General features: G+C 71.5%; 18 protein-coding genes. 3 read left to right on the top strand and 15 right to left on the bottom strand.

Annotated elements, in window-relative coordinates; all coding sequences use genetic code 11:
* Positions 1-19 precede the first annotated feature (19 nt).
* Together IE124_RS00320 and IE124_RS00315 are read left to right on the top strand one after the other, a co-directional pair.
* Positions 20-2,212, top strand: coding sequence for a serine/threonine-protein kinase (locus tag IE124_RS00320; protein WP_189503547.1), 2,193 nt, complete (start codon positions 20-22; stop codon positions 2,210-2,212).
* 47 nt (positions 2,213-2,259) lie between these two features.
* Positions 2,260-4,365 carry a serine/threonine-protein kinase gene (locus tag IE124_RS00315; RefSeq protein ID WP_189503545.1) on the top strand — a complete coding sequence of 702 codons (2,106 nt, stop codon included), beginning with the start codon at positions 2,260-2,262 and terminating at the stop codon, positions 4,363-4,365.
* A gap of 54 nt (positions 4,366-4,419) precedes the next feature.
* Here IE124_RS00315 and IE124_RS00310 read toward each other — a convergent pair whose 3' ends face one another.
* The 15 genes from IE124_RS00310 to IE124_RS00240 form a co-directional block, all read right to left on the bottom strand.
* Positions 4,420-5,082 (bottom strand): hypothetical protein, encoded by a 663-nt coding sequence (locus IE124_RS00310; RefSeq protein ID WP_229831993.1) that lies wholly within the window; start codon positions 5,080-5,082, stop codon positions 4,420-4,422.
* A 5-nt stretch (positions 5,083-5,087) separates the two neighbouring features.
* Entirely contained in the window at positions 5,088-7,406 is a 2,319-nt protein-coding gene (locus IE124_RS00305) for a DUF6571 family protein (protein ID WP_189503541.1), read from the bottom strand.
* Positions 7,407-7,457: 51 nt separating this feature from the next.
* Positions 7,458-7,874, bottom strand: a complete 417-nt coding sequence (locus IE124_RS00300; RefSeq protein ID WP_189503539.1) for a hypothetical protein — start codon at positions 7,872-7,874, stop codon at positions 7,458-7,460.
* A gap of 71 nt (positions 7,875-7,945) precedes the next feature.
* Entirely contained in the window at positions 7,946-9,193 is a 1,248-nt protein-coding gene (gene mycP / locus IE124_RS00295; protein WP_189503537.1) for a type VII secretion-associated serine protease mycosin, read from the bottom strand.
* 17 nt (positions 9,194-9,210) lie between these two features.
* Positions 9,211-10,767, bottom strand: coding sequence for a hypothetical protein (locus tag IE124_RS00290; protein ID WP_189503534.1), 1,557 nt, complete (start codon positions 10,765-10,767; stop codon positions 9,211-9,213).
* A 45-nt stretch (positions 10,768-10,812) separates the two neighbouring features.
* Complete coding sequence (locus tag IE124_RS00285; protein WP_189503532.1) at positions 10,813-11,286, bottom strand: DUF2563 family protein; 474 nt, start codon at positions 11,284-11,286, stop codon at positions 10,813-10,815.
* Between the two features lie 121 nt (positions 11,287-11,407).
* Positions 11,408-13,735 (bottom strand): xanthine dehydrogenase family protein molybdopterin-binding subunit, encoded by a 2,328-nt coding sequence (locus IE124_RS00280; protein WP_189503530.1) that lies wholly within the window; start codon positions 13,733-13,735, stop codon positions 11,408-11,410.
* Positions 13,732-15,186: a (2Fe-2S)-binding protein gene (locus IE124_RS00275; RefSeq protein WP_189503528.1), complete on the bottom strand. Its 1,455-nt coding sequence runs from the start codon at positions 15,184-15,186 to the stop codon at positions 13,732-13,734. Before IE124_RS00275 ends, IE124_RS00280 begins: the two co-directional genes overlap by 4 nt.
* Positions 15,183-16,058 carry an FAD binding domain-containing protein gene (locus IE124_RS00270; protein ID WP_189503526.1) on the bottom strand — a complete coding sequence of 292 codons (876 nt, stop codon included), beginning with the start codon at positions 16,056-16,058 and terminating at the stop codon, positions 15,183-15,185. The genes IE124_RS00275 and IE124_RS00270 overlap by 4 nt, the downstream gene beginning before the upstream one ends.
* 249 nt (positions 16,059-16,307) lie before the next feature.
* A complete protein-coding gene (locus IE124_RS00265; protein ID WP_189503524.1) occupies positions 16,308-17,948 on the bottom strand; it encodes a beta-N-acetylhexosaminidase in 1,641 nt (546 codons plus the stop codon).
* A gap of 4 nt (positions 17,949-17,952) precedes the next feature.
* Positions 17,953-18,792 carry a carbohydrate ABC transporter permease gene (locus tag IE124_RS00260; RefSeq protein WP_189503522.1) on the bottom strand — a complete coding sequence of 280 codons (840 nt, stop codon included), beginning with the start codon at positions 18,790-18,792 and terminating at the stop codon, positions 17,953-17,955.
* Positions 18,789-19,778 carry a carbohydrate ABC transporter permease gene (locus IE124_RS00255; protein ID WP_189503520.1) on the bottom strand — a complete coding sequence of 330 codons (990 nt, stop codon included), beginning with the start codon at positions 19,776-19,778 and terminating at the stop codon, positions 18,789-18,791. Before IE124_RS00255 ends, IE124_RS00260 begins: the two co-directional genes overlap by 4 nt.
* 9 nt (positions 19,779-19,787) lie before the next feature.
* Positions 19,788-21,098 carry an extracellular solute-binding protein gene (locus IE124_RS00250; RefSeq protein ID WP_189503518.1) on the bottom strand — a complete coding sequence of 437 codons (1,311 nt, stop codon included), beginning with the start codon at positions 21,096-21,098 and terminating at the stop codon, positions 19,788-19,790.
* 264 nt (positions 21,099-21,362) lie between these two features.
* A complete protein-coding gene (locus tag IE124_RS00245; protein ID WP_024761666.1) occupies positions 21,363-21,650 on the bottom strand; it encodes a DUF3039 domain-containing protein in 288 nt (95 codons plus the stop codon).
* Positions 21,651-21,680: 30 nt separating this feature from the next.
* Complete coding sequence (locus IE124_RS00240; protein WP_189503516.1) at positions 21,681-22,241, bottom strand: YqgE/AlgH family protein; 561 nt, start codon at positions 22,239-22,241, stop codon at positions 21,681-21,683.
* Positions 22,242-22,551: 310 nt separating this feature from the next.
* On the opposite strand from IE124_RS00240, the gene murA reads away from it, so the two are divergent.
* Positions 22,552-23,892, top strand: coding sequence for a UDP-N-acetylglucosamine 1-carboxyvinyltransferase (gene murA, locus IE124_RS00235; protein WP_189503514.1), 1,341 nt, complete (start codon positions 22,552-22,554; stop codon positions 23,890-23,892).
* Positions 23,893-23,919 lie beyond the last annotated feature (27 nt).

The following is a 23,919-nucleotide window of genomic DNA, read 5'->3' as shown; positions in this document are numbered from 1 at the left end:
ATCCGACGGACCTGACCTCATGCTGTCGCCCCTGACCCACGACGACCCGGCCGCCGTCGCCACGTACCGCCTCCTCGCCCGCCTCGGCTCCGGCGGCATGGGCACGGTCTACCTGGCGCGCACCCCCAGCGGCCGCACGGTCGCCCTGAAGACCGTGCACGCCCGGCTCGCCACCGACCCCGCCTTCCGCGCCCGCTTCCGGCTGGAGACGGACGCGGCACGGATCATCGGCGCGCGTCACGGCGCGGCCGTCGTCGACGCCGACCCGCTCGCCGAGACCCCGTGGCTGGCCACCGAGTACGTCCTCGGACCGCCGCTCGACGACGCCGTCGCGCTCGGCGGCCCGCTCCCCGAGCCGACCGTCCGCGCGCTCGGTGCCGCGCTCGCCGGGGCCCTCGCCCAGCTGCACTCCTCGGACGTGGTCCACCGGGACCTGAAGCCCTCGAACGTCCTGGTCACCGCGTACGGCCCGAAGATCATCGACTTCGGCATCGCCCGCGCGGCCGGCGACGACCATCTGACCCGTACGGGAGCGGCGGCCGGCACCCCCGCCTTCATGTCCCCGGAGCAGGCGAGCGGCCAGGAACACCCTCCGGCCGGCGACGTGTTCGCACTCGCGGGCGTCCTGGTCTTCGCCGCCACCGGCCACGGCCCCTTCGGTACGGGCTCCCCGGCCGACCTTCTCTACCGCGTGCGTTACGCCGAGCCCGACCTCGCCGGCGTACCGGAGGCGCTGCTGCCACTGCTGACGGCCTGCCTCGCCAAGGACCCGGCAGCCCGGCCCACCACGGCCCACCTGACCGCCCATCTCCACGACGGGCACGGCGAGTTCGCGGACCACCTGCCCCCGCTCGTGCTCGCCGACATCGCCCGCCGGGCGACGGACGTCTGGCTCCACGCGCCGCACCGCCTGCCGGGCCCGGCGGGAGCCGCGTTCGCCGAGACCGCCCCGAGCACCCCGCTCTCCCGCCGCCGCGCCCTCACCCTGGGCAGCGCCTCGCTCCTGGGCCTCGCGGGTGCGGGCGCGGGGGTGTGGGCGTGGCTGAACTCCCGCGAAACGGACGACGATTCGGCCAAGGGCGGCACCCCGACCCCGACCGGCCCGACGGCCGTCCCCGCCCCGACCTCCGTCGACGGCGCTCCCGCCGCGCTGTGGCAGGACGACGTCCTCGACCGCGAGGAGAGGATCGCCCCGCTGCTCGCCGGCCCCGATGTCGTGGGTTTCGCGGAGACGATCTCCTTCCGCGCCGTCGACACGAAGGACGGCGGCGAACTCTGGGCCGAATCCGCGGTCAGGGACCCCCACCAGGTCACCACGGACGGCGCGAACTACTACCTGTCCGACGGCCCCTTCGAGGGACCGGGCGCCCTGAACATCCGTACGCTCGCTGCCCGCACCGGCAAGGAGGCGGCCCGGACGATCGAGCTGAAGGGCATCGACGGGTCGACCACGGAGCTCCTCACCGCGGTCGGCGGCATCCTCTTCACCGCCTCACGTCTGGGCAAGCGGGAGCGCGACTCGGACCTGGACAACATCGGCTGGCACCTGCTCGCCGTCAACCTGCGCACGGGCAAGGAGGCGTGGCGGCATCCGTACGAATGGGACGGGGTCAGGCCGTGGCTCGCCCAGGTCGTCGGGGACCGGCTGATCCTGGGCAAGAACAGCGGCGACCTCGACTCGTTCCTCGTCCAGGCGCGGGACGTGCGCACGGGGCGGCAGCTGTGGAAGCGACGGCTGCCGCTGGAGAAGTCCGCCGGGTTCGTCCCCGGGCAGCTCTCCGCCGACGAGCGGCACGTCTACGCGGGCGGCGACCGTCTCCGCGCCGTGCGCCTGACGGACGGGGCGGTCGCCTGGGAGTACGGCAGCGGCAAGGACCCCATGGCCTATGGTGTGCCGGCCCTCGCGGACGGCCTCGTCTACACGAGCGTGAGCGGCCAGGGACTCGTGGCCGTCAGCGCGATGAAAGGCACCGAGTTCTGGGCGGAGAAGCCGGGCGACCGGCCGGTGACGCCACGCTTCTACTACAGGCCGATCATCGGGAAGAAGTACGCGTACGCGCCGGTCCGCGGCGGTCTGAGCGCGGTCGACCTGTCGACCCGCGTCTCGGACTGGGTCTTCCCGACGGACGCCACGCGGTACGTCGTCGACAAGGAGCGGGCCCGCATCATCGGCGCGGGAACGTCGACCGTCGTGGCCATCCCCTACGCCTGACCCGGCCCGCCCTCCACCCCTCACCTCCACCAACCGGAAAGCACCTCGTGACCACGCAGCCCCTTGCCACCGGCGACCCGCTCCGGCTCGGCCCGTACCGCCTCCTCGGCGTCCTCGGCGAGGGCGGCATGGGCAAGGTGTACGTCGGCCGGGACTCCTCCGGCGCCCCCGCGGCCGTCAAGGTCCTCCGTCCCGAGCTCGCCCACGACCAGCACCTCGCCCAGCGCTTCGTCCGCGAGGCCGACATGGCGCGGGCCGTCACGAGCCAGGGCGTGGCCCGGGTCCTCGACGCCCAGACGGAGGGCGGGCGGCCGTGGATCGCCGCCGAGTTCCTCGCCGGCCCGACGCTGGACGTCGCCGTCCGCGCGTACGGACCGATGGACGTGCCGACGGTCCGCGCCCTCGCCGCCCACCTCGCCCGCACGCTCCACGACATCCACGCCGCGGGGCTCGTGCACCGCGACCTGAAGCCCGCGAACATCGTGCTCACCTCGACCGGCCCGCGCATCATCGACTTCGGCATCGCCCGCCCCGAGCACGGGCTCACCCTCACGACCACCGGCCAGATCCCCGTCACCCCCGGGTACGGGGCGCCGGAGCAGGTCCTCGGGCAGCGTGTCGGCCCGGCCTCCGACGTCTTCTCGCTCGGCGCGGTCCTCGCGTACGCGGCGAGCGGCCGGCGCGCCTTCGACGCCGCCCATGTGTCGGCGGTGCAGTACGAGGTCGTCCACGGCACCCCGGACCTGAGCCTCGTGCCGCCGGAGCTCCAGGAGCTGATCGGCCCGTGCCTCGCGAAGGACCCGGCGTTCCGCCCGGCTCCACCGCAGGTCGTCCAGGCCTTCGCCCCGCCGAAGGGCGCCGACCGCGCCTGGCGCAAGGGTCCGCTCGCCGAGGACATCAAGCGGCGCGAGTCCTCCACGAAGCGCCTGGCGGCCCCCGAGGAGACCGCCGTGCCCGGCGGGAAGAGTCCATCCCGGCGCCGCTTCCTCACGGGCGCGGCCGTGACCGTGGCGGTCCTGGGCGCCGGCGGCGGGGCGGGGGCCTGGTGGCTGAGCCGCGGCGAGGTGAAGAAGTCACCGACCGCCGATGTGCCGCCCGCCGTGGCGACCCCGGAGGCGGCCTTCGTCTCGATCATCGACACGGCCTACGGCGAGGTCCCGATGCCCCTGTGGGGGCCGGTCGACATCGCCTCCGACGAGACCGAACTCCCTTTGCCGGTACGGGACGTGGTGGTCGTGCAGGCGAAGACGGGCGGCCTGCTCGCGCTCTCGGTCACGAAGGGCAAGGAGCGGTGGCGGGCCAAGGAGATCGACACCGCAGCCGGTTACGTCTCCGTCGCCGGCCGGCTCGTCGTGGGCGTCGACGGGAGCGGCGTCGCCCACGCCTTCGTCGCCTCCACCGGCAAGCACGTCTGGCAGACCCAGAGCGACGTCGACCACCTCCTCGCCGCCGACGACACCCACGTCTTCCTGGTGTCGAAGGACAACGAACTGCGGGCGGTCGACGCCTGGACCCTGGCCACCACCTGGGCGCGCCCGATGACCTCGCCGCGCTCCTACCTCGGCCCCGCGAAGGCCGCCGTGGGCAGGAAGCGGCTCGTGATCCACGGCCGGGACGGCTGCGTCGCCGCACTCTCCACGGAGACCGGCGAGACGGAGTGGGAGGTCAAGGAGCAGGGCACCGACGGCCAGGCCCCCGCGCTCGGCGACAACACCGCCTACCTCGGCGGCCGCACGCTCACGGCCCGCCGCCTCGACCGCGGCGACTACCTGTGGGACGAGGAGGCCAAGAACGACGGGGGCCCGGGCTGGAGCACGCCTGCCGTCGACGGTGACTTCGTCATCGCGGCCGACGGCTACCACGTCTACCGCTACAAGACCCTGCTCGACATCGACTTCCCCGCCTCGGACTGGTACGAGGTCCTGGACGGCACGGGCGTCGGCACGGTCAACCCCCCGGCCGTGGCGGGCACGACGGTCTGGGTCCACGCACCCGACAACACCCACGTCCAGGTCGTCCACCAGAAGACCCACGAGCGCCTCTTCGTCGCGAAGATGAAGAACGAGGGCGCCTACCAGCTGGCGAGCGACGCGAACCGCGTCTTCATCGCCCGCGGCGGCCGGCTGTACGCCATGCCGGTCTACGGCCAGTAGGACGAGGCGGCTGACGGGGGCGGGGCGGGACGGCTCTCGCCCCGCCCCTGCGTCTCACGACGTCGGGTGCGCGGTGGGCGAGGGCACGCCCGCCGCCAGCCCGTCCTTCTCGCAGCCGAGCTCCGCGGAGACCTGCCGGGCGGCCGCGTTGGCGAGCGTGATCAGGCGGGTGCGCTGCTCCAGGTCCGTGTCCGGGACGCCTCCGGGGCCGTGGACGGCCGCCTCGACGACGATGTCGTGGGCCGGCGCCTTGAGACCGCAGGAGAAGTACAGCCTTCCGATGCCCGAGGAGGAGTACGCCTGCAGGCCCGAGGCGTAGGAGGTCACCACCTTGGCGTGCTCCGAATTCAGCCCCGGGGCCTTCTGAGCCGGACCGAACTCGATGGAGAGGCTGTCCTTCTCACTCTCCGCGGGCAGGAGCCGGCAGTACTTCACCGGCTGCGGCCGGTACGAATCCGCCGGCGGCGCCTTGGTCGCGTCCTTCAGGAGGTCCAGAGCCCTGTCCGGTTCGGACAAGTCGTCGCGAAAACGCTCGCTGCCCATCGCGGCCTTGAGCGCTGCCGCGGTGGGCGCGTCCTTCGCGAAGCCACGGCACACCTCGGCCGCCGTCAGCCCCTTCGCCTCCTGCGCGCCGTCGCCTGCGTCGCCGCCGGAGCAGCCCGTGAGGAGAACGGCCACGGCGACGGCCGCCCCGATCCCCGCCACCGCGGCCCTCATGCCGGTCACTTCTTCTCGTACGGGTCGGGGAGCGAGTTGTCGCGGGAGTGCATACGCGAGTCCCGGACGTACTTGACCAGCTCCTCGTCGAGGTAGTTGCGGTCCCGCTCGCTCCAGCCGGGGGCGTTCGCGTAGGCGATGCCCGGCCTGAGCGAGTTCTCCTTGCCCATGGCCAGTGCCTCGTCCTTCAGGTCGTCCGACTTCTTCTTGAGCAGCTCGTCCTTCTCGTACTTCTCGGCCATGTCGTCGGCTTCCATGCCGATGAAGGTCACCACGGCACCGCCCACCGTCTCGGCGGCCAGCGGTACGAGTACGCCACCGGCGCCGCCGGTCAGGGCGACGACACCGCCCGCGGCGACCGCGCCGACCCCGAACTTGACCCATTCGGTCGTCTTGCCGACGGCCTTCTTGTGCTCCTCGGAGTCCTTCTCGTAGTCCTTGTCGATCTGCGCCATGCGGGACTCGTCCATGATTCCCTGCGCCTCGGAGCCGATGCGCAGGGTCGTCCGCGCGTCGGTGAGGTCGCGGTCCTCGAAGGTGGAGCCGGGCTTGGGGCCGACCTCGTCCAGGACGCTCGTCGTGTACAGCATCTCGGCCGCCGAGAGCGTGGAGTGCCCGGTCTCGCTCTGCGACACGATGCCCATGAAGTTGACGGCGTCGCCGCGGTTCCAGAGCAGCCCGGTGTCGAACTCCTCGCCGAACCGCGACTTGCCCTTGTCGTCGTTGTTGCCGAAGGGGGAGTTCGTCTTCTCCTCCATCGTCGTGTCGCTGTCCGTCTCCAGGGAGCGGTTCAGCTCGTCGATGTAGGCGGCGCCCATCTTGCCGAGGCTGTCGTCGATGCCCTTCTGCTCATGCATGTACTTCGGGTCGTCGCCGTACCGCTCGACGACCTTCTGCATGACCTCCGCGTTCTCCTTGGTCCGCACGTCCTTGAGACCCTCGGTCTCGGCATCGTACGGATGGCCGGTGGTCGCGGACTCCAGAGCGTGGCCGAGCGCGTTGTAGCCGGGCTCCTTGGTCCTGTCGCCCTTGTCGTTCAGCTCCTCGGGCCACTGGCGGTCCTTGGTGAAGTAGTCGAAGGGGTCGAGCTTCTTGTTGTCCTTGGTGTTCTCGGGTGTGGTGTCGATGCTGCTGTTGAAGAAGTCCGTCGACGCCTTGGGGTTGTGCCCGAGGGCCTCCATGAAGCCGATCATGGGGTCGTTGCCGAGGTCGCCGCCCTGCCAGTTCAGGTGGCTCGGCATGCCGTTCATCTGCCGCCAGGCACGGTCGGCGGGCAGCCGTCCGTCGTGCGTCATCTTCCGCTCGGTGGTGACGAGGCCGTTGCCGTAGTCCTTCAGGAACTTGTCGTCGTAGTCGCCGACGCGCATCAGGTTGCTCATGACCTGGAAGCCGTACGGGCTGGTGCCGCGCGTCTGGATCGGCTCGCCGCCGGCCTTGATGACGTCGGACTTCCACTGCTCCATCTCGGGGCTCGTGGAGTGGGTGGCGGTCGCGAGCGTCATGCTCCAGTTGGTCTGGAGCTCCTTCAGCTTGTCGCGGTGGTCGACACCGAGGCGCGAGCCGTCGCTCGGGTCGCCCATGTCCGCCCAGTACTCCATGCTGCCCTTAGGCCCGACCTCCAGGGCGAACTTCTCGGCGAAGTACGGGTCCTTCTGATTGGCCTTGAAGAGGGCGTTGAGCTTGTCGATCTCCGCCGGGGTGGCGTCGTCGCCCTTCTTGTACAGCTCGTAGGCGGCGTGCGCGTCCTCGGCGTCCTGCGCCTTCGAGGCGGCGGCGAGCGAGTCGTAGCTCGTGCCGGCAAAGTTGTTCTGGTCGTTGCCGACGAGGCCGCGGAGCGCGCGCGATGCCACGTCGTCGGCGTTGTTCGCTCGGTCGAGCGCGGCCTTGATGGCGGACCGCACGGCCTCGAAGTCGGCCTGCTCGGGCTTGGGGCCGTCGTAGTCCTTCGACCGGCGGTCAGGGTGGATCAGGTGGCTGACGACACCGTCCTGGTCGATGCGGATGCCCTTGCCGGGTGCCTCCGCGACGAGCTTCTCCAGCTCGGTCTTCGCGGCCTGGAACTCGCCTTCGGCGTCCCGCAGGATGTTGCGGATGCTGGTCGCGCCGATGAGGGCGTCGCCGAACTCCTTGGCGGTCTTCCGGACGAACTCCTGGGTGACCCCGGCGTTCTCGCCCTTCCAGTCGGCCTTCTCGGCCTTGCCCTTGAGGCCGTTGTCGGCCTTCTCCTTGGACTTCTCCAGCTTGGACACCGCCTCCCCCCAGACCGTGGCCGCCTCCTTGAGGCTACCGAGCCGGGCGTGGAGAACCTGGTCGAACTTCAGCATCAAACGTCCCTCGTCAGCCGTTGCCGTGCCGTGTGCCGTGCCGTCGTCGGCTTACTTGAAGTGCTCGTTGATCGTGGACATGGAGAAGTTCGTGACCAGCACTTCTTCATGGTTGGCGTGGCTGAGGACCGTGTCCTCAAGGTGGTTGTGGATGTGCGCGCAGGCGCTGAGGAGCGTCTCGCACTGGCCGCGCCAGGTGTCCCACATGGTCCACATCGCGGATCCGGTCAGGAAGCCGTCGCCGTCGAGGCTCTTGGCCGCCGTGTCCGTCTGGGCGCCCGCGTGGAAGGCGTCCCGCTCGAACCAGTGGAAGAGCTCCTGGGCCTCGTTGCCGATGGCCTTGAGGTCGGCGGAGGTCACCTTGTAGTCACTGGCACCGCCGCCTCCGCCGGACTCGGCGGGCACGCCGTTGAGCCTCATGGCAGCGCTCTCGCTGCGGACTTGGCCCCATTCCTCGTCGAACGACATCTACTTCCCCTGGTGAGTCACGGACGTTGTTCAGCAGCTGTGCAGGGCTGGGCTGGGCTGCAGGGACGGAGTCAGCTCCGTCGCGAGCGGAGTACGGGTACGGCGACGCCGACACCGAGCAGCACGGCCGCACCGATCCCGAGCCCGATCCAGAGCCCGGTGTTCCCGCCTTCCTCGGCCGCGGCCTGCGGCGCGGGCGCGGGGGCGACGGTGGTGGTCTCCACAGGACCGGGGTCGGCCGGGGCCGTGGTCGCGGGAGCGGAAGGCGTGGCGGTCGCGACCTCGGTGAGGTCGTCGATGGGCCGGACATCGGCCGGCCCGGGGTCGCCGGGCGTCTTCAGCGCACGGAGCGGGCGGATGGCGCCGTACCCGAGGTAGTCGCTGCGTGCCTCTCCCCCGGCGGGCTTTGCGACGGTGTTGAGCATGACCTTCAGGACCTGGTTGTTGGTCCAGTCGGGGTGCTTCGACCAGAGGAGCGCGGCGGCGGCGGAGGCGAGGGCGGTGGAGTCACTGGTGCCGGTGGACTTGCAGACACCCGTGCCGCCGCCGCAGGCGTGCACGGTGTCCTTGCCGGGGGCGACGATGTCGACCTGGTCGCCGTGCTGGGACGTAGGGACGTGCTGCCCCTTGTTGTCAGAAGCGCCGACACCGACGACGCCGGGGGTCGCTCCCGGATACTCCAACCGGTTTCCCTTATCGCCGGTGTTTCCGACTGAGGCGAAGACGAGCGCTCCCTTGTCGAGGGCGTGCTTCACCGCATCGGTGAGGGCCTGCGAACCCTTCGCATTGCCCAGGGAGACATTGATGACCTTGGCGCCGGAGTCAGCCGCGTACGTGATCGCCTGGGGAACGAAGCGGTTGAAGTTCTCACTGCCCTGATCCATGCTGGCGTCGCCGCCCTCCAGACCGGGGATACGCACCGGAAGGATCTTGACTCCCGGAGCCAGCCCGTAGGCCCCCTGACCCCCGTCACGTGCTCCGGTGCCCGCAATGAGACCGGCCATTCCCGTGCCGTGCCCGGAATAGTCGGTGAACTGGTTTCCGGACTCCGTGGGCGACGCGAAGTCCTTGCCCTCCAGGACCCGACCGCGTAGGTCCGGGTTGTTCTTCTCGACCCCGGAGTCGATCACCGCAACGGTGACGCCCTTGCCCGTGCTGAGCTGCCAGATCTCCTCGGCGCCCATGGCGTCCAGGTGCCACTGCTGGGCGCGGAAGTCCTCCGCCTGGGCAGGGACGGTAGCGATGCCCACCAGCAGCATCCCCAAGGCGGCCGAGGCGGTCACTCGGGCACGGCTCCGACGCGTACTGCTGGTAGACATCTGCTTCCTCGCGCTGATCAGTCGATGACGGGCGGCGCCACGCGGCGGTTGCCCTGCTGCCAGGTCTCCTCGTCCTCGACCAGGTAGTCGGGACGCTCTCCGTTCGTTTCCTCGCGCTCACGGCCGGCCGGCGTCGTCGCTCCGCGCACGAGGCCGGAGCCGCCGGGCGTGAAGGGACGCGCACCGGCGCCTGCGGCGGCGCCGGGGCGCTGGGCCTTGCCACCGACGACCCCGCCGGTCTCACCGGCGAGTCGACGACCGCCGCTGATGCCGTTCTGGCCGGCGCCCATGCCACCGCCCATGGAGGTGCCCATACCGCCGCCCATCGGGCCGCGGCCCATGCCCGTGCCGTTACGCCCGCCCTGCTCCGTGCCGATGACGGTGCTGCGCGGGATGCCGGTCGCGGGGCGCCCCTGCGTGCTCTGCACCTGGCGTCCGCCGCTGATGCCCTCGCGGGGAACGCCGAGACCGGTGCGCTGGCTGCCGGGAACCGGGCCACGCGGGTTTCCGTTGCCACCGCTGATGGGCGGCGTGGAGGTCAGCGGACCCGGTCCGTTCTTCGAGGGGAACGGCGGCATGCCCGTGGTCACGTACGGCGGCGTACCGCCGTCCTTGGTGATCGGCGGCGGCGTGTTCTGCGTCGGTCCCGGGCCGGTCGTGGTGGGCGTCTGCGGCGGCAGCGTGTCCACGCTGTCGATGCCGAGGTCCACGGGCACGTCGGGCTTGACGTCAGGCCTGACCTCGGTCGGGACGTCGGGCCTGTCGCCGGGCTTGACCACGTCGTTCGAGCCGGGCCGGTCACCCGTCGGCGGGGTCACCGGCGAGTCGGGCGTGGTCCGGTTGGCGTCGGTCTCACGGGTCCTCTGCGTCCCCGTGGACCTGTCCGTAGACGTGTCCGTACCGGTGGACCTGTCGCCCTGCGGAGTTGAGCCGACGTACGACGAGTCGTCCCGAAATTCTCGATCATCCGGCACGAACGCCCCCGGCGGCGGCGGGAACGTCGGAGGAACACTGTTCTTCATGTTGGAGCTCGACCACGAGTACGCGGACGAGAGGCGGTCCATCTCCTTGGCCGCCGCCTCCTTGTTCGCCGCCTCCTTGGCCTCGATGGCGGCGAGCTCCTCGCTCGCGGCCATCTGGGACCGGGCGTTGCTCGCGATCGTCCGGGAGTCGGGATCGTTGCGGTACTTCAGCGCCGCTTCGAGGTTCTCCTTGGCGGACGCGTGGGAGGTGTACCGGGGCATGGCGCTCTGCGCCGAGGCGATGGCGGAGGAGTTCTCCGCCATCCACTTGGCCCCGTCCTTGCTGTAGTCCGCGAGGCCCTTCGTCGAATTGGCCACGTTGGTGGCCCACTCGACGAAGGCCTTCTCGGCCTCGCCCTCCCAGTCCATGCGCCGCATGCTGGCGCTCAGGTCCTCGGCGATCCTCTCCAGCTGATCCCCGACCGCCTTCAGCCGCTCCGCCGCGTCGCCGACGTAGAAACTGCTGGCCTCGTCCAGCCACGCCAGCATCTGCTGATGGGACATGGCGCGGAAGTTCGTTCCGCCGCCACCGCCGCCCTCTGCAGGCCTCATCTCTCGCCTCTTCCCCGTGTCCCCGAAATTCTGTCCGACACCCGCTTACTTGTAGATGCCGCCATCCTCAAGGCCCGTGCTGCCTTCGCTCTCCGGCGCCCCGCGACCCGCTTCCTTGTCCGCCTTCTCCTTGGCGTCGAAGGTGCGCTGGTGAATGTTGATCATCTTGCGCTTGATGTCGTCGTCCATCTCCTCGAAGCCGTTCTTCGAGGCGACGACCGCGATCCCCAGGCCCTCCAGGCAGTCGTTGAGGAGGCTGGAGAGCTCCACCAGGCGCGAGAGGGTCCCGTCGTACGACGCGTAGGCACCCTGGGCCTCGCCCCAGGCGGCGCCGCCGCCGCCGAACTGCGTGCGGGTCACCGAATTATCGGCCTTCAACTTCCCGGGGCCGGCGTTCGAGCCCTGGAGGTCCTCGATGAGGCCCTCGACCTGCTTCCTGAACGTCTCCATGGAGTCGGCGCTGTACTTGACGGCCTGCGCCCGCATCCCGGACGCCATCCCACCAATCGAGGCTTCCATGCCGCGTCCTCCCCCGTGTGAACAACTGTGCGCGTCCTACTACCAAGTCTAGAAGTCCACTGTAGTCAGGAACGACGACAGAGCGCACCTCCGGGTTGCACAAGCAACGGACATCACATGGTTACGAATTGGGCACGGCGACGGCCGCCTGGGGGCGGATCGGGAGGCGGTTGACGGGTCGTCCGGTCGCCGCGCGCACCGCTGAGGCCACTGCGGCGGGTGAGGTGACGACCGGGACGGCGCTCGCCGCCTTCGCTCCGAACGGGGCCACGACATCGCGCTCTTCGACGAGTTTCACGATGCGAATGTCCGGGGCATCCAAGGATGTCGGAAGTGCGTAGCCGGTGAAGTCGGGGTGCCGGACCAGGCCGCGGGCGGTGCGGAGGTTCTCCGTGAGGGCCGCGCCGACGCCCTGGGTGACGCCCGCCTCGATACGGGTGGCGAGCTGGGCCGGGTTGAGGATGCGGCCGACGTCCTGGGCGACGGCCATCTCCACGACTCGTACCGCGCCGAGTTCGATGTCCACGTCCACCACCGCGCGGATCGCGCAGAAGGCGAGTCCGACGAAGGCGTCGCCCTGGCCGTCCTCGTCGAGCGGCTCGGTGGGGTGGGGGCGGCACTGGGCGGTGGCCCAGAGTTCCTTGCCGTCCATCGCCTCCGTGACCGTCGTCGACAGGACGCCGTCGTACGAGGTGATCTTGCCGTCGGTGATCTGGAGCAGCTCGGTCGACATGCCGAACTTGTGGGCCAGCGGCTGGAGGAGCTGCGTGCGGACCATCTTGGCCGCGCGCTCCACCGCCCCGCCCGAGACCCAGGTGTGGCGGCCGTGGGCCGACGGGCCGGCCGGCGGCTGGTCGGTGTCGACGGGCGCGACCTGCACCTCGTCGATGCCGAGGGTCTCCTGCACGATCTGGCGGGCGAGCGTCGAGAAGCCCGAACCGGTGTCCACGGCCGAGCAGATGACCGTGGCGACCCCGTCCACGACCCGCACGGTGGCCGTCGAGACCTCGTCCATGCCCTCGGCGCCCAGCATGTGCACCATGCCGAGGGCGTAGCCCACGCCCCGCCGCACCGCGCCGGGTTCGCCCGCGCCCTCGGGGCCGCCCGGCAGCAGCCAGTCGTCCTCCGGGGTGTCCTTGGGGAGCGGCGGCAGCGGGAAGTCCCGTACGGCGGAGAGGAGTTCGGCCACGGGGGCCGGGCAGGTCACGGTCTGGCCGGTCGGCAGGATGTCACCGGTCGCCATGACGTTCCGCATGCGCAACTCGGCCGGATCCACACCCAGTTTGGCGGCGAGCTTGTCCATCTGCGCCTCGTAGGCGGCGCAGACCTGCATCGCGCCCTCGCCGCGGACGTGCCCGGAGGGGGGGTTGTTCGTGCGGACCGCCCAGCCCTCGACGAAGGCGTGCGGCACGACGTACGGACCGCAGGCGAAGGCCACGGCCGCCGCGAGCGACTCGGAGGAGGAGTCGGCGTACGCGCCCGCGTCGAGCAGGATCTGCGCCTCCACCTTCACCAGGTGTCCTTCCGCGTCCGCGTGGTGGCGGTAGCGCAGCAGGGTGGGGTGGCGGTGGGCGTGGCCGAGGAAGGACTCCTCGCGCGTAGCGGTGAGCTTGACGGGGCAGCCGGTGCGGAGTGCGAGCAGGCCCAGCGGGATCTGGAAGCCCGGGTCCTCCCGGTCTCCGGTGGCGCCGGGGACGCCGGTGACGACGACCTTGACCTGCTCGGGCTGGAGGCCGAAGCAGGCGGCTGCCAGGTCGCGGTCGGTGTGCGGGTCGGTCGAGGCCGTGTACAGCTCGACTCCGCCGTCGGGGCGGGGCACGGCGAGGCCGGCCTCGGCGCCGATCGGTGCCGGGTCCTGGCGGCCGATCCGGTACAGGCCCTCGACGATGACCTCGCCGGTGGCCTCCGGGTCGCCGAAGCGCAGCGGGATGTGCCGGATCAGGTTGCCGTCGGGGTGCAGGGCCTCGGCGGCGAAGGCCTTCTCGGGGTCGGTCACCGGGTCGAGGAGTTCGTACTCGACGCTGATCGCGGCCGCGGCGAGGCGGGCCGTGTCGGGGTGGTCGGCGGCGACGGCCGCGAGGGCCTCGCCGTGGTGCCGGACCAGGTCGGAGGCGAAGACGGGCCGGTCGGCGACGCGGCGGCCGTACGTCGCCGCGCCCGGCACGTCGGCGGCCGTCACCACGGCCCGTACGCCCGGCATGGCCGTCGCGGCCGTCGTGTCGACGGAGACGATCCGGGCGTGCGGGTGCGGGGAGCGCAGGATCGCGGCCCAGAGCAGGCCCTCGGCCCACAGGTCGGCGGCGTACGGGAAGGTGCCCTCGGTCTTCGCCCGGGAGTCGGCCTGCGGGAGCGAGGTGCCCAGGCCGTGCGCGGGCTGCTCCTGGTCCGGTGTCCCGGGGGTGTCCAGGAGGAGGGGAAGGGGAATGGCGGTGGTCGCGTCGCTGCTCACGCCATGCCTCCGTCGTGCGCGTGGGGAATCTGGTGCGGTACGCGGGGCTCGGCCGCCTCGGGACCGGTGGGCGCCGTGGCCGCGGCGCTCGCCTCGCGCTCGGCGACGACGTCCCGTACGGCTTCGAGGACGCCCCGGTAGCCCGAGCAGCGGCAGAGGTTGCCGGCGAGGGCCTGGCGGGTCTCCAGCTCGGTGGGGGCGTGGTTGCCCTCCAGGAGGTCATGCACGGTCATGCACATGCCCGGGATGCAGAAGCCGCACTGCACGGTGCCGCACTTCGACATCGCCCGCTGCACGTCGGACGGCTCGCCCTCGGTGGCGAGGCCCTCGACGGTCCGCACCTCGGATCCGGCGGCGGTCGCCGCCGGCACCAGGCAGGAGGCGACGAGCCGGCCGTCGACCTGGACGTTGCACGCGCCGCACTCGCCCTGGGAGCAGCCGTCCTTGGCCCCGGCGAGGCCGAGGCGCTCGCGCAGGACGTAGAGCAGGGACTCACCGATCCAGGATCCGGTGACGGGCCGGTCGGTGCCGTTGACCCGCAGGGTGTACGAGGTGTGGGGGTGCTCGTCGCTGTCCGTGGAGGCGTGGACGCTCGGCACGGGGGCCGTCGCGTCGAGGCCCTCGGGCAGGACCTCGTCCGGGGCGTCGGCCGGCACCTCGTCCGGGGCCTCCGCCGAAGCCTCCTCCGGGCCGGCCTCCGCGCCGTCCGCGTCGGCGTCCGCGCTCTCCGCGGCGGCGCTCTCCGCGACCGGCTCCTCGACGGCCGGCTCCTCCGGCAGCGCCCAGGGCGCGGGGGCGCCGCCCGGCAGGGTCGCCGGGGCCTGGTCGTACGAGGGGGGAAGCGGGGGCTCGACCGCCTCCGGTACGGCCGTCTCCGGGACGACCGCCTCGGGTGCGGCCGGCTCCGGTGCGGCGACCGGGATCTCCCACTGGCCCGTGGAGCCCGCCGCGCCCGCGAAGTTCCACTCCGCCGTCGCGTGCGGGTCCTGGCCCTGGCCGAACGCCTCGGCGTGCTGAACGTGCTCGCTGTGCTCGACGTGCTGAAGGTGCTCGGCGTGCTCGACGTACTCGGCGTACTCGGCGTGCTGGACGTACTCGCCCTGCGCGAAGTACTCCGTCCCGTGCCCGTGCCCGTGGCCGTGGCCCTGACCCTGGCCGAAGTCATGGACCTGCTCGACCTGGTCGAAGTGCTGGACCTGCTCCGCCTCCGTCGGCAGGTGCACGTTCCACGTGCCCGTCGCCGAGGGGTCGGTCGCCGCCGCCGGGGTGAGCGGCTGCAGCGGCATGATCATCGGCGGTACGTAGCCGTGGCCCGGCGCCTCCAGGGGCACGCCGTCCAGCATGAAGTCGGGCGGCAGCTGGACGAAGGCGGTCGCGTCGCCGTCGTACCCCTCGCTCTGCGGGATCGGCTCCCAGCCGCCCGGGTTCCCGTGCTGTTGCTCGTTGCTCATGCCAGTGCCCTCCCCAGTGCCCGTCGGGCGAGTGCGGCGACGGTGCGCCGCAGGTGCAGTACGGCGGGCGGCAGCTGTTCGTCGCCCTGCGGGTCCGGAATGCAGGCGGCGGCGACGTACTCGCCGAACGCGGTGAGCGCCTCCGGGGCCAGTCCGCGGTCGTTGTCCCAGTCCACCAGCGAGGCGATCCAGCGCTCCGCCTCCAGCGGGCGCAGGGGCATCGGGGCGACGGCGCCGACCGCGCAGCGCACGCCGCGCCGGGCCGGGTCGAGGACGACGGCGACGGAGGCGGTGGCGCGGGCCGGACCGGTGCGGCCGGTGGCCTTGAGGAAGACCTGGGGAGCGTGGAGCAGCGGGACGCGGACGAAGCCGACCAGCTCGCCGGGGGCCAGCAGGTCGCGGCCGGCGAGGAGGTGCGAGACGGGGATCTCGCGGCTGCCGAGCGGGCCCAGGACGACGAGGTCGGCCTCCAGGGCGGCGAGCACGGGCAGCGAGTCGCCGGTCGGCGCGGCGGTGACCACGTTGCCGCCGAGGGTGCCCGCGTTGCGGATCTGGGGCGGGCCGGCGGCACGGGAGGCGGCGGCGAGGGCCGGGATGAGGGCGGCGAAGTCGGGGCGGCCCATCCGGGCGTGGGTGAGGCCCGCGCCGAGGAGGGCGTGGCCGTCCTGGTACTGCCAGCCGCGGATCTCGTTGATGCGGCTCAGGCCGACGAGTCCGGCGGGACGGAGCTGACCTCTGTTGACGGCGGCCATCAGGTCGGTGCCGCCGGCGACGGGCACGGCGGCCGGCATGGCCGTGAGCGCCGCCACGGCCTCGTCGAGCGAGGCGGGCAGCGTCACGGACTGCGCCGTCTGTGGTGCGTGCGTGGTCAACCCGCTGCCCCTTCCCGGTGTCCCGGTGGTCCCCGACTGTGCCCGGCCGTCGCGCCTGCTGTCACGTCTGCGCTCGCGCCTGCGTGTGGGCGTACCGTACGTGCTCACAGGCCGGACGTGGCAACTCTGGCACATCTTCCGAGCCGTCCGGCGCGAGGGTCCACGAAGGACTGTTCCGTCCGGGACGCCCCATGCGGGACGGTAACTCCCCTTTCGCCGCTCTTGGGTGAACCGGGGACACGAGCTGCCTCACACGATCGGGGGCGCCCCCTCCAGGGGCCTGCCGAGCACTCCCGGACGCCGCTGCCAGGGGTGGGGGCCGGCGGGCGGTCGGTAGTCGACGCCGAGGGCGTCGAGGCGGCGGTAGTGGGTCTCCATCCGGCGCTCGAAGCCCGGGTAGTCGCGCTCGTCCGGGGCGGGCAGCGTGGACCAGGCGACCTCGGCGAAGGCGGCGAGGCGGGGGAAGACCTGGTAGTCGACGCGGGCCCGGTTCTCCATGACCTCGGTCCAGACGTTGGCCTGGGTTCCCAGGATGTGGGCGGCTGCCTCCGGCGAGAGGCCCGGCGGGACGGGCTCGAAGCGGTAGACGTCCTCCAGGGTGCGGACGTACCCGATGGGCATCGGCTCGTCCTCGCCCGGCGCCTGACGGTGGTCCAGGTACACCTGCTGCTCGGGGCACATGACGACGTCGTGGCCTGCCTCGGCGGCGGTGATCCCGCCCGCGTATCCCCGCCAGGAGGAGACGGCGGCGCCCTCCGCGAGGCCGCCCTCCAGGATCTCGTCCCAGCCGATCAGGCGGCGTCCGCGCGCGGCGAGCCAGCGGTCGAAGTGGCGGACGAACCAGGCCTGGAGGCCGTCCTCGTCCCCGACGCCCAGCTCCTCGATGCGGGCCTGGGCGGCCGGGGAGGCCTTCCACTGGTCCTTGGGGCACTCGTCGCCGCCGATGTGGACGAAGGTGGACGGGAAGAGAGCGAGGACCTCCTCCAGGACGCCCTCGTAGAAGCGCAGGACGGCCTCGGTGGGGGCCAGGACGTTCGGGTTGACGCCCCAGGTGTCCCAGACGGTGAGGGCGGCGGTGTCGACGACGTCGGTGTTGCCGAGCTCGGGGTAGGCGGCGATGGCGGCCTGCGCGTGGCCGGGGAGGTCGATCTCGGGGACGACGGTGATGTGCCGCTCGGCGGCGTAGGCGACGATCTCGCGGATGTCGTCCTGGGTGTAGAACCCGCCGTGCGGGGTGTCGTCCCAGAGGGGCGAGGCCCGGTGGCCCCACTTGCTGCGGGACCGCCGGGCGCCGACCTCGGTGAGCTTCGGGTGGCGCTTGATCTCGATGCGCCAGCCCTGGTCGTCGGTGAGGTGGAAGTGGAAGACGTTGAGCTTGTGGGCGGCGAGCAGGTCGAGCTGGCGCAGGACGTCGTCCTTGGGCAGGAAGTGCCGGGAGACGTCGAGGAGGAGCCCGCGCCAGCCGAAGCGTGGCCGGTCCGCGACGGTGATCCGGGGCAGCTCCCACTTCCCGTCCGTCACGGGCGCCTTGCGGTACGCCTCCGGGCCGAGGAGCTGCCGGAGGGTCTGGGTCCCCCAGAACACCCCGGCGGGGCCGCCGCCCTCGACGAGGACGGCCGCGTCGGGGTCCTCCGTGGTGAGGCGGTAGCCCTCGGGGCCGTGCTCCCGCTCGACCTCCGGGCTGATCCGCAGCCGGATCGCGTGCGGTCCGGCGCCGTCGGCCAGGGGCAGTCCGGTGGCGGCGCCCAGGGCGGTGCGGAGCCCGCGGGCGGCGGATTCGGTGCCGGGTCCCGCGTCGAGGGTGGTCCGCTCGTCGAGGGGGACGGCGCCGGGGGTGGACGGGCGGCGCACGAGGAGGGGTGCGGGGATCAGGGCGTGGTCTGCGGTCATCGCGTCAGTCCTTCACCGCCCCGCCCAGTCCCGAGACCAGACGGCGCTGTACGAGTACGAAGAAGACGAGCACCGGGAGGGTCATCACGGTCGAGCCGGCCATGATGCCTCCCCAGTCGTTCTCGTCGGGCTTGAAGAAGACGAGCAGGGCCATCGGCAGGGTCGACTGCGAGGTGTCGCTGATGAGGAAGGACTTCGCGAAGAGGAAGTCGTTCCAGGTCGAGATGAACGAGAAGACGCTCGTCGCCACGAGGCCGGGGAAGACCAGCGGGAAGAGGATCTGCCAGAGGAAGCGCGTTCGGCTCGCGCCGTCGATCTGGGCCTGTTCCTCCAGGGCCTCGGGGACCGCCTTGACGAAGCCCCGGAGCATCCAGATCGCGAAGGGGAGCGAGAAGGCGAGGTGCGGCAGGATCAGCGAGCCGAGGGTGTTGAGCTGGCCGAAGTCCCGCATGAGGAAGAACAGCGGGATGGTGAGCGCCTCGACCGGCACCATCTGGGCGACCAGGAACATGACGAGGAGCGTCGTCCGGAACCGGAAGCGGAACCGCGTGACCGCCGTCGCCGCCAGAAAGGCGATGAGCGCGGAGGCAAGGACGACCGTGCCGGCCACGATCAGCGAGTTGAGGAAGTAGCGGCCGAACTCCTGCTGGTCGAAGACGCGCCGGAAGGAGTCGAGGGACGGGGAGAGCGTCCACGGCCGGGGCTCGGTCGACTGGATCTCGCCCGCCGGCTTGAGGGCCGAGAGGACCATCCAGTACAGCGGGAAGGCGACGGCCGCCGCGACGAGCAGCGTGACCGCCTCGGCGACGAGCCGCCCCGGCCGGCGTATCCGGAGTGAGGTCAAAGTTCTTCTCCCTGGCGTCGCAGGAGCCGCAGGTAGACCAGGGTCACGGCCAGCAGGATCAGCAGCATGACCACGCCGATCGCCGAGCCCAGGCTGTACTGGGACGAGGCGAAGGCCTTCTGGTACGCGTACACGTTGAGGACGAGGTTCTGGCCGGCGATGCCGCCGCCGTTGGTCATCACGTAGATCTGGGTGAAGAGCTTGAAGTCCCAGATGATCGACTGGATGGTGACGACGACCAGGATCGGCCGGAGCATCGGCGCCATGACCGAGCGCCAGATCCGCCACTGCGAGGCGCCGTCGAGGGCCGCGGCCTCCAGGACCTCGGACGGGATGGCCTTGATGCCGGCGTAGACGGTGACCATCACGAACGGGAAGGAACACCACACGACTTCGAGGAGGACGAGGGCGAAGGCGCTGTACCGCCCGTACGTCCAGGAGAAGTCGCCCAGGCCGAGGAGCCTGTTCACCGGGCCGAAGTCGGGGTCGAAGAGGAAGACCCAGACGGTGGAGCCGGTGACGGCGGGCGTGGCCCAGGCGCCGAGCGCGGCCACCATGAGGGCGAGCCGCGGCAGGGCCCGGACGCGGGTCAGGAGGACCGCGAGGGCGCAGCCGACGGCGAGCGTGGTGACGACGCAGGCGGCGGCGAAGAGGACGGTGGCGAGGAGGACCTGCCAGAACTGGGGGTCGGTGAAGAGGGCCGTGTAGTTGCCGAAGCCCTTGAAGTACGTGGGTTCGCCGCCGCTGACCTGGGCCTGGGTGTACTCCAGGAAGGAGATGAGGCCGAGCTGGTAGACGGGGTAGACGAGGAGTCCGCCGATGACGGCGAGGGCGGGCAGGAGGTACAGCCAGGGGGTCCAGGCGCCGGCGCGGCGCCGGGTGGCGGTACGGGTGGGCTTGGGGGCGCGGGGGGCGGTCCGGGTGCGGCCGCGGGGGGCCGGGAGCGTGGTGGAGGCCGTGCCCGGGGTGGTGTCGGGGGTCGTCATGCGGGCGGCTCAGCTCGTCGGCGCGAAGGCCGCGTCCATCTTCTTCGCGGCGTCGTCGGCCGCCGCCTTGACGTCCTTACGGCCGCTCACGACCTCCTGGAACATCGTCGGCAGGACGAGGGAGGAGTCGATCTGGTCCCAGCCGGGTGACGCCGGGACGAACCTGGTGCCGGCGTCGAGGGTGTCGATGAAGGGCTTCACGAAGGGCTGGCGCTGTGCGGCGGCGGCCCGTACGTCGGTGTAGGTGGGCAGGAAGCCCATCGCGTCGAAGAGCTTGCCCTGGGTGTCCTTGCCGGTGAGGGACTTCAGGAGGTCGACGGCGAGGGTGCGGTGCGAGGTGCTCTTGAGGACGCCGATGTTGTTGCCGCCGGCGAAGGCCGGGGCGATCGAGCCGGGGGCCGTGCCGGGCAGCGGGACGACCGCGTACTTGCCCTTGACCGTGCCGGCCTCGACGGCCGCGTGGCTGAAGTCGCCGCCGATGGCCATGGCCGCCTTGCCGGAGGCGAAGGCGGTGACGGTCGCGTTGCCGCCCATCTGGGCGCACTTGGCGGCCGGGCAGTTGTCGTCTCCGAAGAGCGAGGCGTACGTGGCGATGCCCTCGCGCGCCGCCTCGCTGTTGACCGCCGCCTTGTAGGAGCCGCCCTCCTCGGTGGCGAGTTCGCCGCCGGCGGCCCAGACGAAGGGCATGGCGCCGTAGGTGTAGGCGCCGCCGACGGCGATGCCGTACAGCTCGGGCTTCGCCTTGCGGATCTTCTTGGCGGTGGAGACGAGTTCGGCCTGGCTCTTGGGGGCGGTGAGGCCGAGTTCCTTGAAGACGTCGGTGCGGTAGTAGAGGGCGCGGAGGCCGACGAAGAGCGGGGAGCCGTAGACCTTGCCGCCGACGGTGACGGACTTCCGGGCCGTCGGGTCGGTGTCCTTGGCCTCGTCCCAGGCCGCGAACTCGGCGCTGATGTCGGCGAGTCCGCCGTCCTTGACGTATCCGGCGGTGTCGGTGTTGCCGTACTCGATGAGGTCGGGCGCGGACCTGGGGTCGTTGAAGGCGGCCTTGACGCGCTGGGCGCGGGTCTCGACGGGGATGTACTCGACCTCGACCTTCGCGCCCTGGTTGCGCTTCTCGAAGGCGGTGACGGCCTGGGCGACGACCTGTTCCTTGGGCTTGTTGCTCACCTCCTGGAAGAGCCAGACGCGCAGGGTGCCGCTCTTCTCGTCCGCCGCGGCCTTGCCGTTCGCAGTCTGCGGATGGGGCGCGCAGGCGGTGGCGGTGAGGCCCGCGAGCAGGAGTGCGGCGGCCGGGGCGGTGAGGCGGGCAGGAAGCTTCATGGCGGATCCCCTCCAGGGCGTTGCAACATACGCAATGAGCGTTTCGCTCTGCACAACACGCGTGAGGTTAGGCGCGGTTCCGGTGAGCGGACAAGAGGTCTCGACCACCTCAACCACTCCGTGACCGGCGAAAGCACCCTGCGCAACGGAGCGGAGGGACGCGGAGGGCGCACAGAACGCGGAACGGCCCCCGTCGCACGTGCTGAAGCACGCACGACGGGGGCCGTCCCCGACGTCAGGAGTTACCGGATCCGCGAGATCCGGTTACTTGTCCTTGCCGCCCTTGTCCTTGTCGCCACCGCCGGCGCCCATGGACTCGTAGATCTCCTTGCACATCGGACAGACCGGGTACTTCTTGGGGTCGCGCCCCGGTACCCAGACCTTTCCGCACAGCGCCACGACGGGAGTCCCGTCGAGGGCGCTCGCCATGATCTTGTCCTTCTGGACGTAGTGGGCGTAGCGCTCGTGGTCGCCGTCACCGTGGGACACCTGCGGAGTCGGCTCCACGAGGGTTCCCGTACCTGCCCCGCGCTCGGGCTCGAGAGTGCTCATAACCGCCAAGGGTACTGAAAGCCGTCGGGCTCAGTTGAGGGACGGGTCGTCGGGGTACGTCGCGATCATGGCGAGTTCGCCGCGCTGGCGGCGCAGGACCTGCCGCCAGAGGGTTTCGGGGTGCGGCGAGGAGACGTCGCCGGGCTCCGACTCGACCACGTACCAGGCTCCGTCGCCGAGCTCCGCCTCCAGCTGGCCGGGGCCCCAGCCCGCGTACCCGGCGAAGATCCGCAGCGAGCCGAGGGCGGGTCCGAGCAGCTCGGGCGGGGCCTCCAGGTCGACGAGGCCGATCGCGCCGTAGACCCGCCGCCAGCCGAGGGGGCCCTCGTCGCCGGGGATCACGGCGACGCCGAGCGCCGCGTCGAGCGAGACGGGGCCGCCCTGGAAGACGACTCCCGGCTCGCCGGCGAGTCCGGCCCAGGGCGCGAGGATGTCGCCGACGGTCACCGGCGTCGGCCGGTTGAGGACCACGCCGAGCGAGCCCTCGTCGTCGTGGTCGAGCAGCAGGACGACCGCGCGGTCGAAATTCGGGTCCGCCAGCGCGGGGGTGGCCACGAGCAGCCGTCCTGTGAGCGAGGACACCTCGGTCATGCGACACATGATCCCGCATCTTCGGCGTTCGCGGGGGCTGTCGGGCGCGATCGGGGCGCGGCGGCCGGAAGTCGGGCGGGAAGTCGACGGCCTTCGCAGTTCAGGAGGGCGCGGGAGGTCTTCGCGTACGGGCGGCGCGACGGACGAACCGACACAAGCGGACGGTGACGCTCCGCAAGATCACGGGAACAGAGGGTGTTGTGCCGAATTCATTACATCTGACAGACCCCCCGACACACCCGATCGGGGTCTCATGGCCCCTTACCCTTTTCTCTGGCCACCCGACCGACCCGACCGGAACGCGAGATTCATGACCGGCACCGACGATGTCCTGCTTGTCCACGGCGGAACCCCGCTGGAGGGTGAGATCCGCGTCCGCGGCGCGAAGAACCTCGTGCCCAAGGCGATGGTCGCCGCCCTGCTCGGCAGCGGTCCCAGCCGACTGCGCAATGTTCCCGACATCCGTGACGTCCGCGTGGTCCGCGGACTGCTCCAGCTGCACGGTGTGACGGTCCGCCCGGGCGAGGAGCCCGGCGAGCTCGTCCTCGACCCGACGCACGTGGAGTCCGCGAACGTCGCCGACATCGACGCGCACGCCGGCTCGTCCCGCATCCCGATCCTCTTCTGCGGCCCGCTGCTGCACCGCCTCGGCCACGCCTTCATCCCGGGCCTCGGCGGCTGCGACATCGGCGGCCGGCCGATCGACTTCCACTTCGACGTGCTGCGCCAGTTCGGCGCGACGATCGAGAAGCGGGACGACGGCCAGTACCTGGAGGCCCCGCAGCGGCTTCGCGGTTGCAAGATCCGCCTCCCGTACCCCTCGGTCGGCTCGACCGAGCAGGTGCTGCTCACGGCGGTGCTCGCCGAGGGCGTCACCGAGCTGTCGAACGCGGCCGTGGAGCCCGAGATCGAGGACCTCATCTGCGTACTGCAGAAGATGGGCGCGATCATCTCCATGGACACCGACCGGACCATCCGGATCACCGGTGTCGACCGCCTCGACGGCTACACCCACCGGGCGCTCCCGGACCGCCTGGAGGCGGCCTCCTGGGCTTCGGCGGCGCTGGCCACCGAGGGCAACATCTACGTGCGCGGCGCCCAGCAGCGCTCGATGATGACCTTCCTCAACACCTACCGGAAGGTGGGTGGCGCCTTCGAGATCGACGACGAGGGCATCCGCTTCTGGCACCCGGGCGGCTCGCTCAACGCGATCCACCTGGAGACGGACGTGCACCCCGGCTTCCAGACGGACTGGCAGCAGCCGCTGGTCGTGGCCCTGACGCAGGCCTCCGGCCTCTCCATCGTCCACGAGACGGTGTACGAGTCGCGCCTCGGCTTCACCTCCGCGCTGAACCAGATGGGCGCGCACATCCAGCTGTACCGCGAGTGCCTCGGCGGCTCCGACTGCCGCTTCGGCCAGCGCAACTTCCTGCACTCGGCGGTCGTCTCGGGACCGACGAAGCTCCAGGGCGCCGACCTGGTCATCCCCGACCTGCGCGGCGGCTTCTCGTACCTGATCGCGGCCCTGGCCGCCCAGGGCACGTCCCGGGTGCACGGCATCGAGCTGATCAACCGCGGCTACGAGAACTTCATGGAGAAGCTCGTCGAGCTGGGCGCGAAGGTCGAGCTCCCCGGCAGCGCGCTGGTCTGACCCGGCAACACACCGCCGTGAGCCTGT

Origin of the sequence: Streptomyces narbonensis, assembly GCF_014649015.1 — a bacterium.
GTDB classification, from domain to species: Bacteria; Actinomycetota; Actinomycetes; order Streptomycetales; family Streptomycetaceae; genus Streptomyces; species Streptomyces narbonensis.
The sequence above is the reverse complement of the archived record's forward strand: the minus strand, read 5'-3'. Positions and strand labels throughout refer to the sequence as shown.

What these genes read in the sequence shown, in the direction of transcription:
- IE124_RS00320 (WP_189503547.1), top strand. Translation starts at nt 20, where the DNA reads ATGCTGTCGCCCCTGACCCACGACGACCCGGCCGCCGTCGCCACGTAC.
- IE124_RS00310 (WP_229831993.1), bottom strand. Translation starts at nt 5,082, where the DNA reads ATGAGGGCCGCGGTGGCGGGGATCGGGGCGGCCGTCGCCGTGGCCGTT.
- IE124_RS00305 (WP_189503541.1), bottom strand. Translation starts at nt 7,406, where the DNA reads ATGCTGAAGTTCGACCAGGTTCTCCACGCCCGGCTCGGTAGCCTCAAG.
- IE124_RS00300 (WP_189503539.1), bottom strand. Translation starts at nt 7,874, where the DNA reads ATGTCGTTCGACGAGGAATGGGGCCAAGTCCGCAGCGAGAGCGCTGCC.
- mycP (WP_189503537.1), bottom strand. Translation starts at nt 9,193, where the DNA reads ATGTCTACCAGCAGTACGCGTCGGAGCCGTGCCCGAGTGACCGCCTCG.
- IE124_RS00290 (WP_189503534.1), bottom strand. Translation starts at nt 10,767, where the DNA reads ATGAGGCCTGCAGAGGGCGGCGGTGGCGGCGGAACGAACTTCCGCGCC.
- IE124_RS00285 (WP_189503532.1), bottom strand. Translation starts at nt 11,286, where the DNA reads ATGGAAGCCTCGATTGGTGGGATGGCGTCCGGGATGCGGGCGCAGGCC.
- IE124_RS00275 (WP_189503528.1), bottom strand. Translation starts at nt 15,186, where the DNA reads ATGAGCAACGAGCAACAGCACGGGAACCCGGGCGGCTGGGAGCCGATC.
- IE124_RS00265 (WP_189503524.1), bottom strand. Translation starts at nt 17,948, where the DNA reads ATGACCGCAGACCACGCCCTGATCCCCGCACCCCTCCTCGTGCGCCGC.
- IE124_RS00255 (WP_189503520.1), bottom strand. Translation starts at nt 19,778, where the DNA reads ATGACGACCCCCGACACCACCCCGGGCACGGCCTCCACCACGCTCCCG.
- IE124_RS00250 (WP_189503518.1), bottom strand. Translation starts at nt 21,098, where the DNA reads ATGAAGCTTCCTGCCCGCCTCACCGCCCCGGCCGCCGCACTCCTGCTC.
- IE124_RS00245 (WP_024761666.1), bottom strand. Translation starts at nt 21,650, where the DNA reads ATGAGCACTCTCGAGCCCGAGCGCGGGGCAGGTACGGGAACCCTCGTG.
- IE124_RS00240 (WP_189503516.1), bottom strand. Translation starts at nt 22,241, where the DNA reads ATGACCGAGGTGTCCTCGCTCACAGGACGGCTGCTCGTGGCCACCCCC.
- murA (WP_189503514.1), top strand. Translation starts at nt 22,552, where the DNA reads ATGACCGGCACCGACGATGTCCTGCTTGTCCACGGCGGAACCCCGCTG.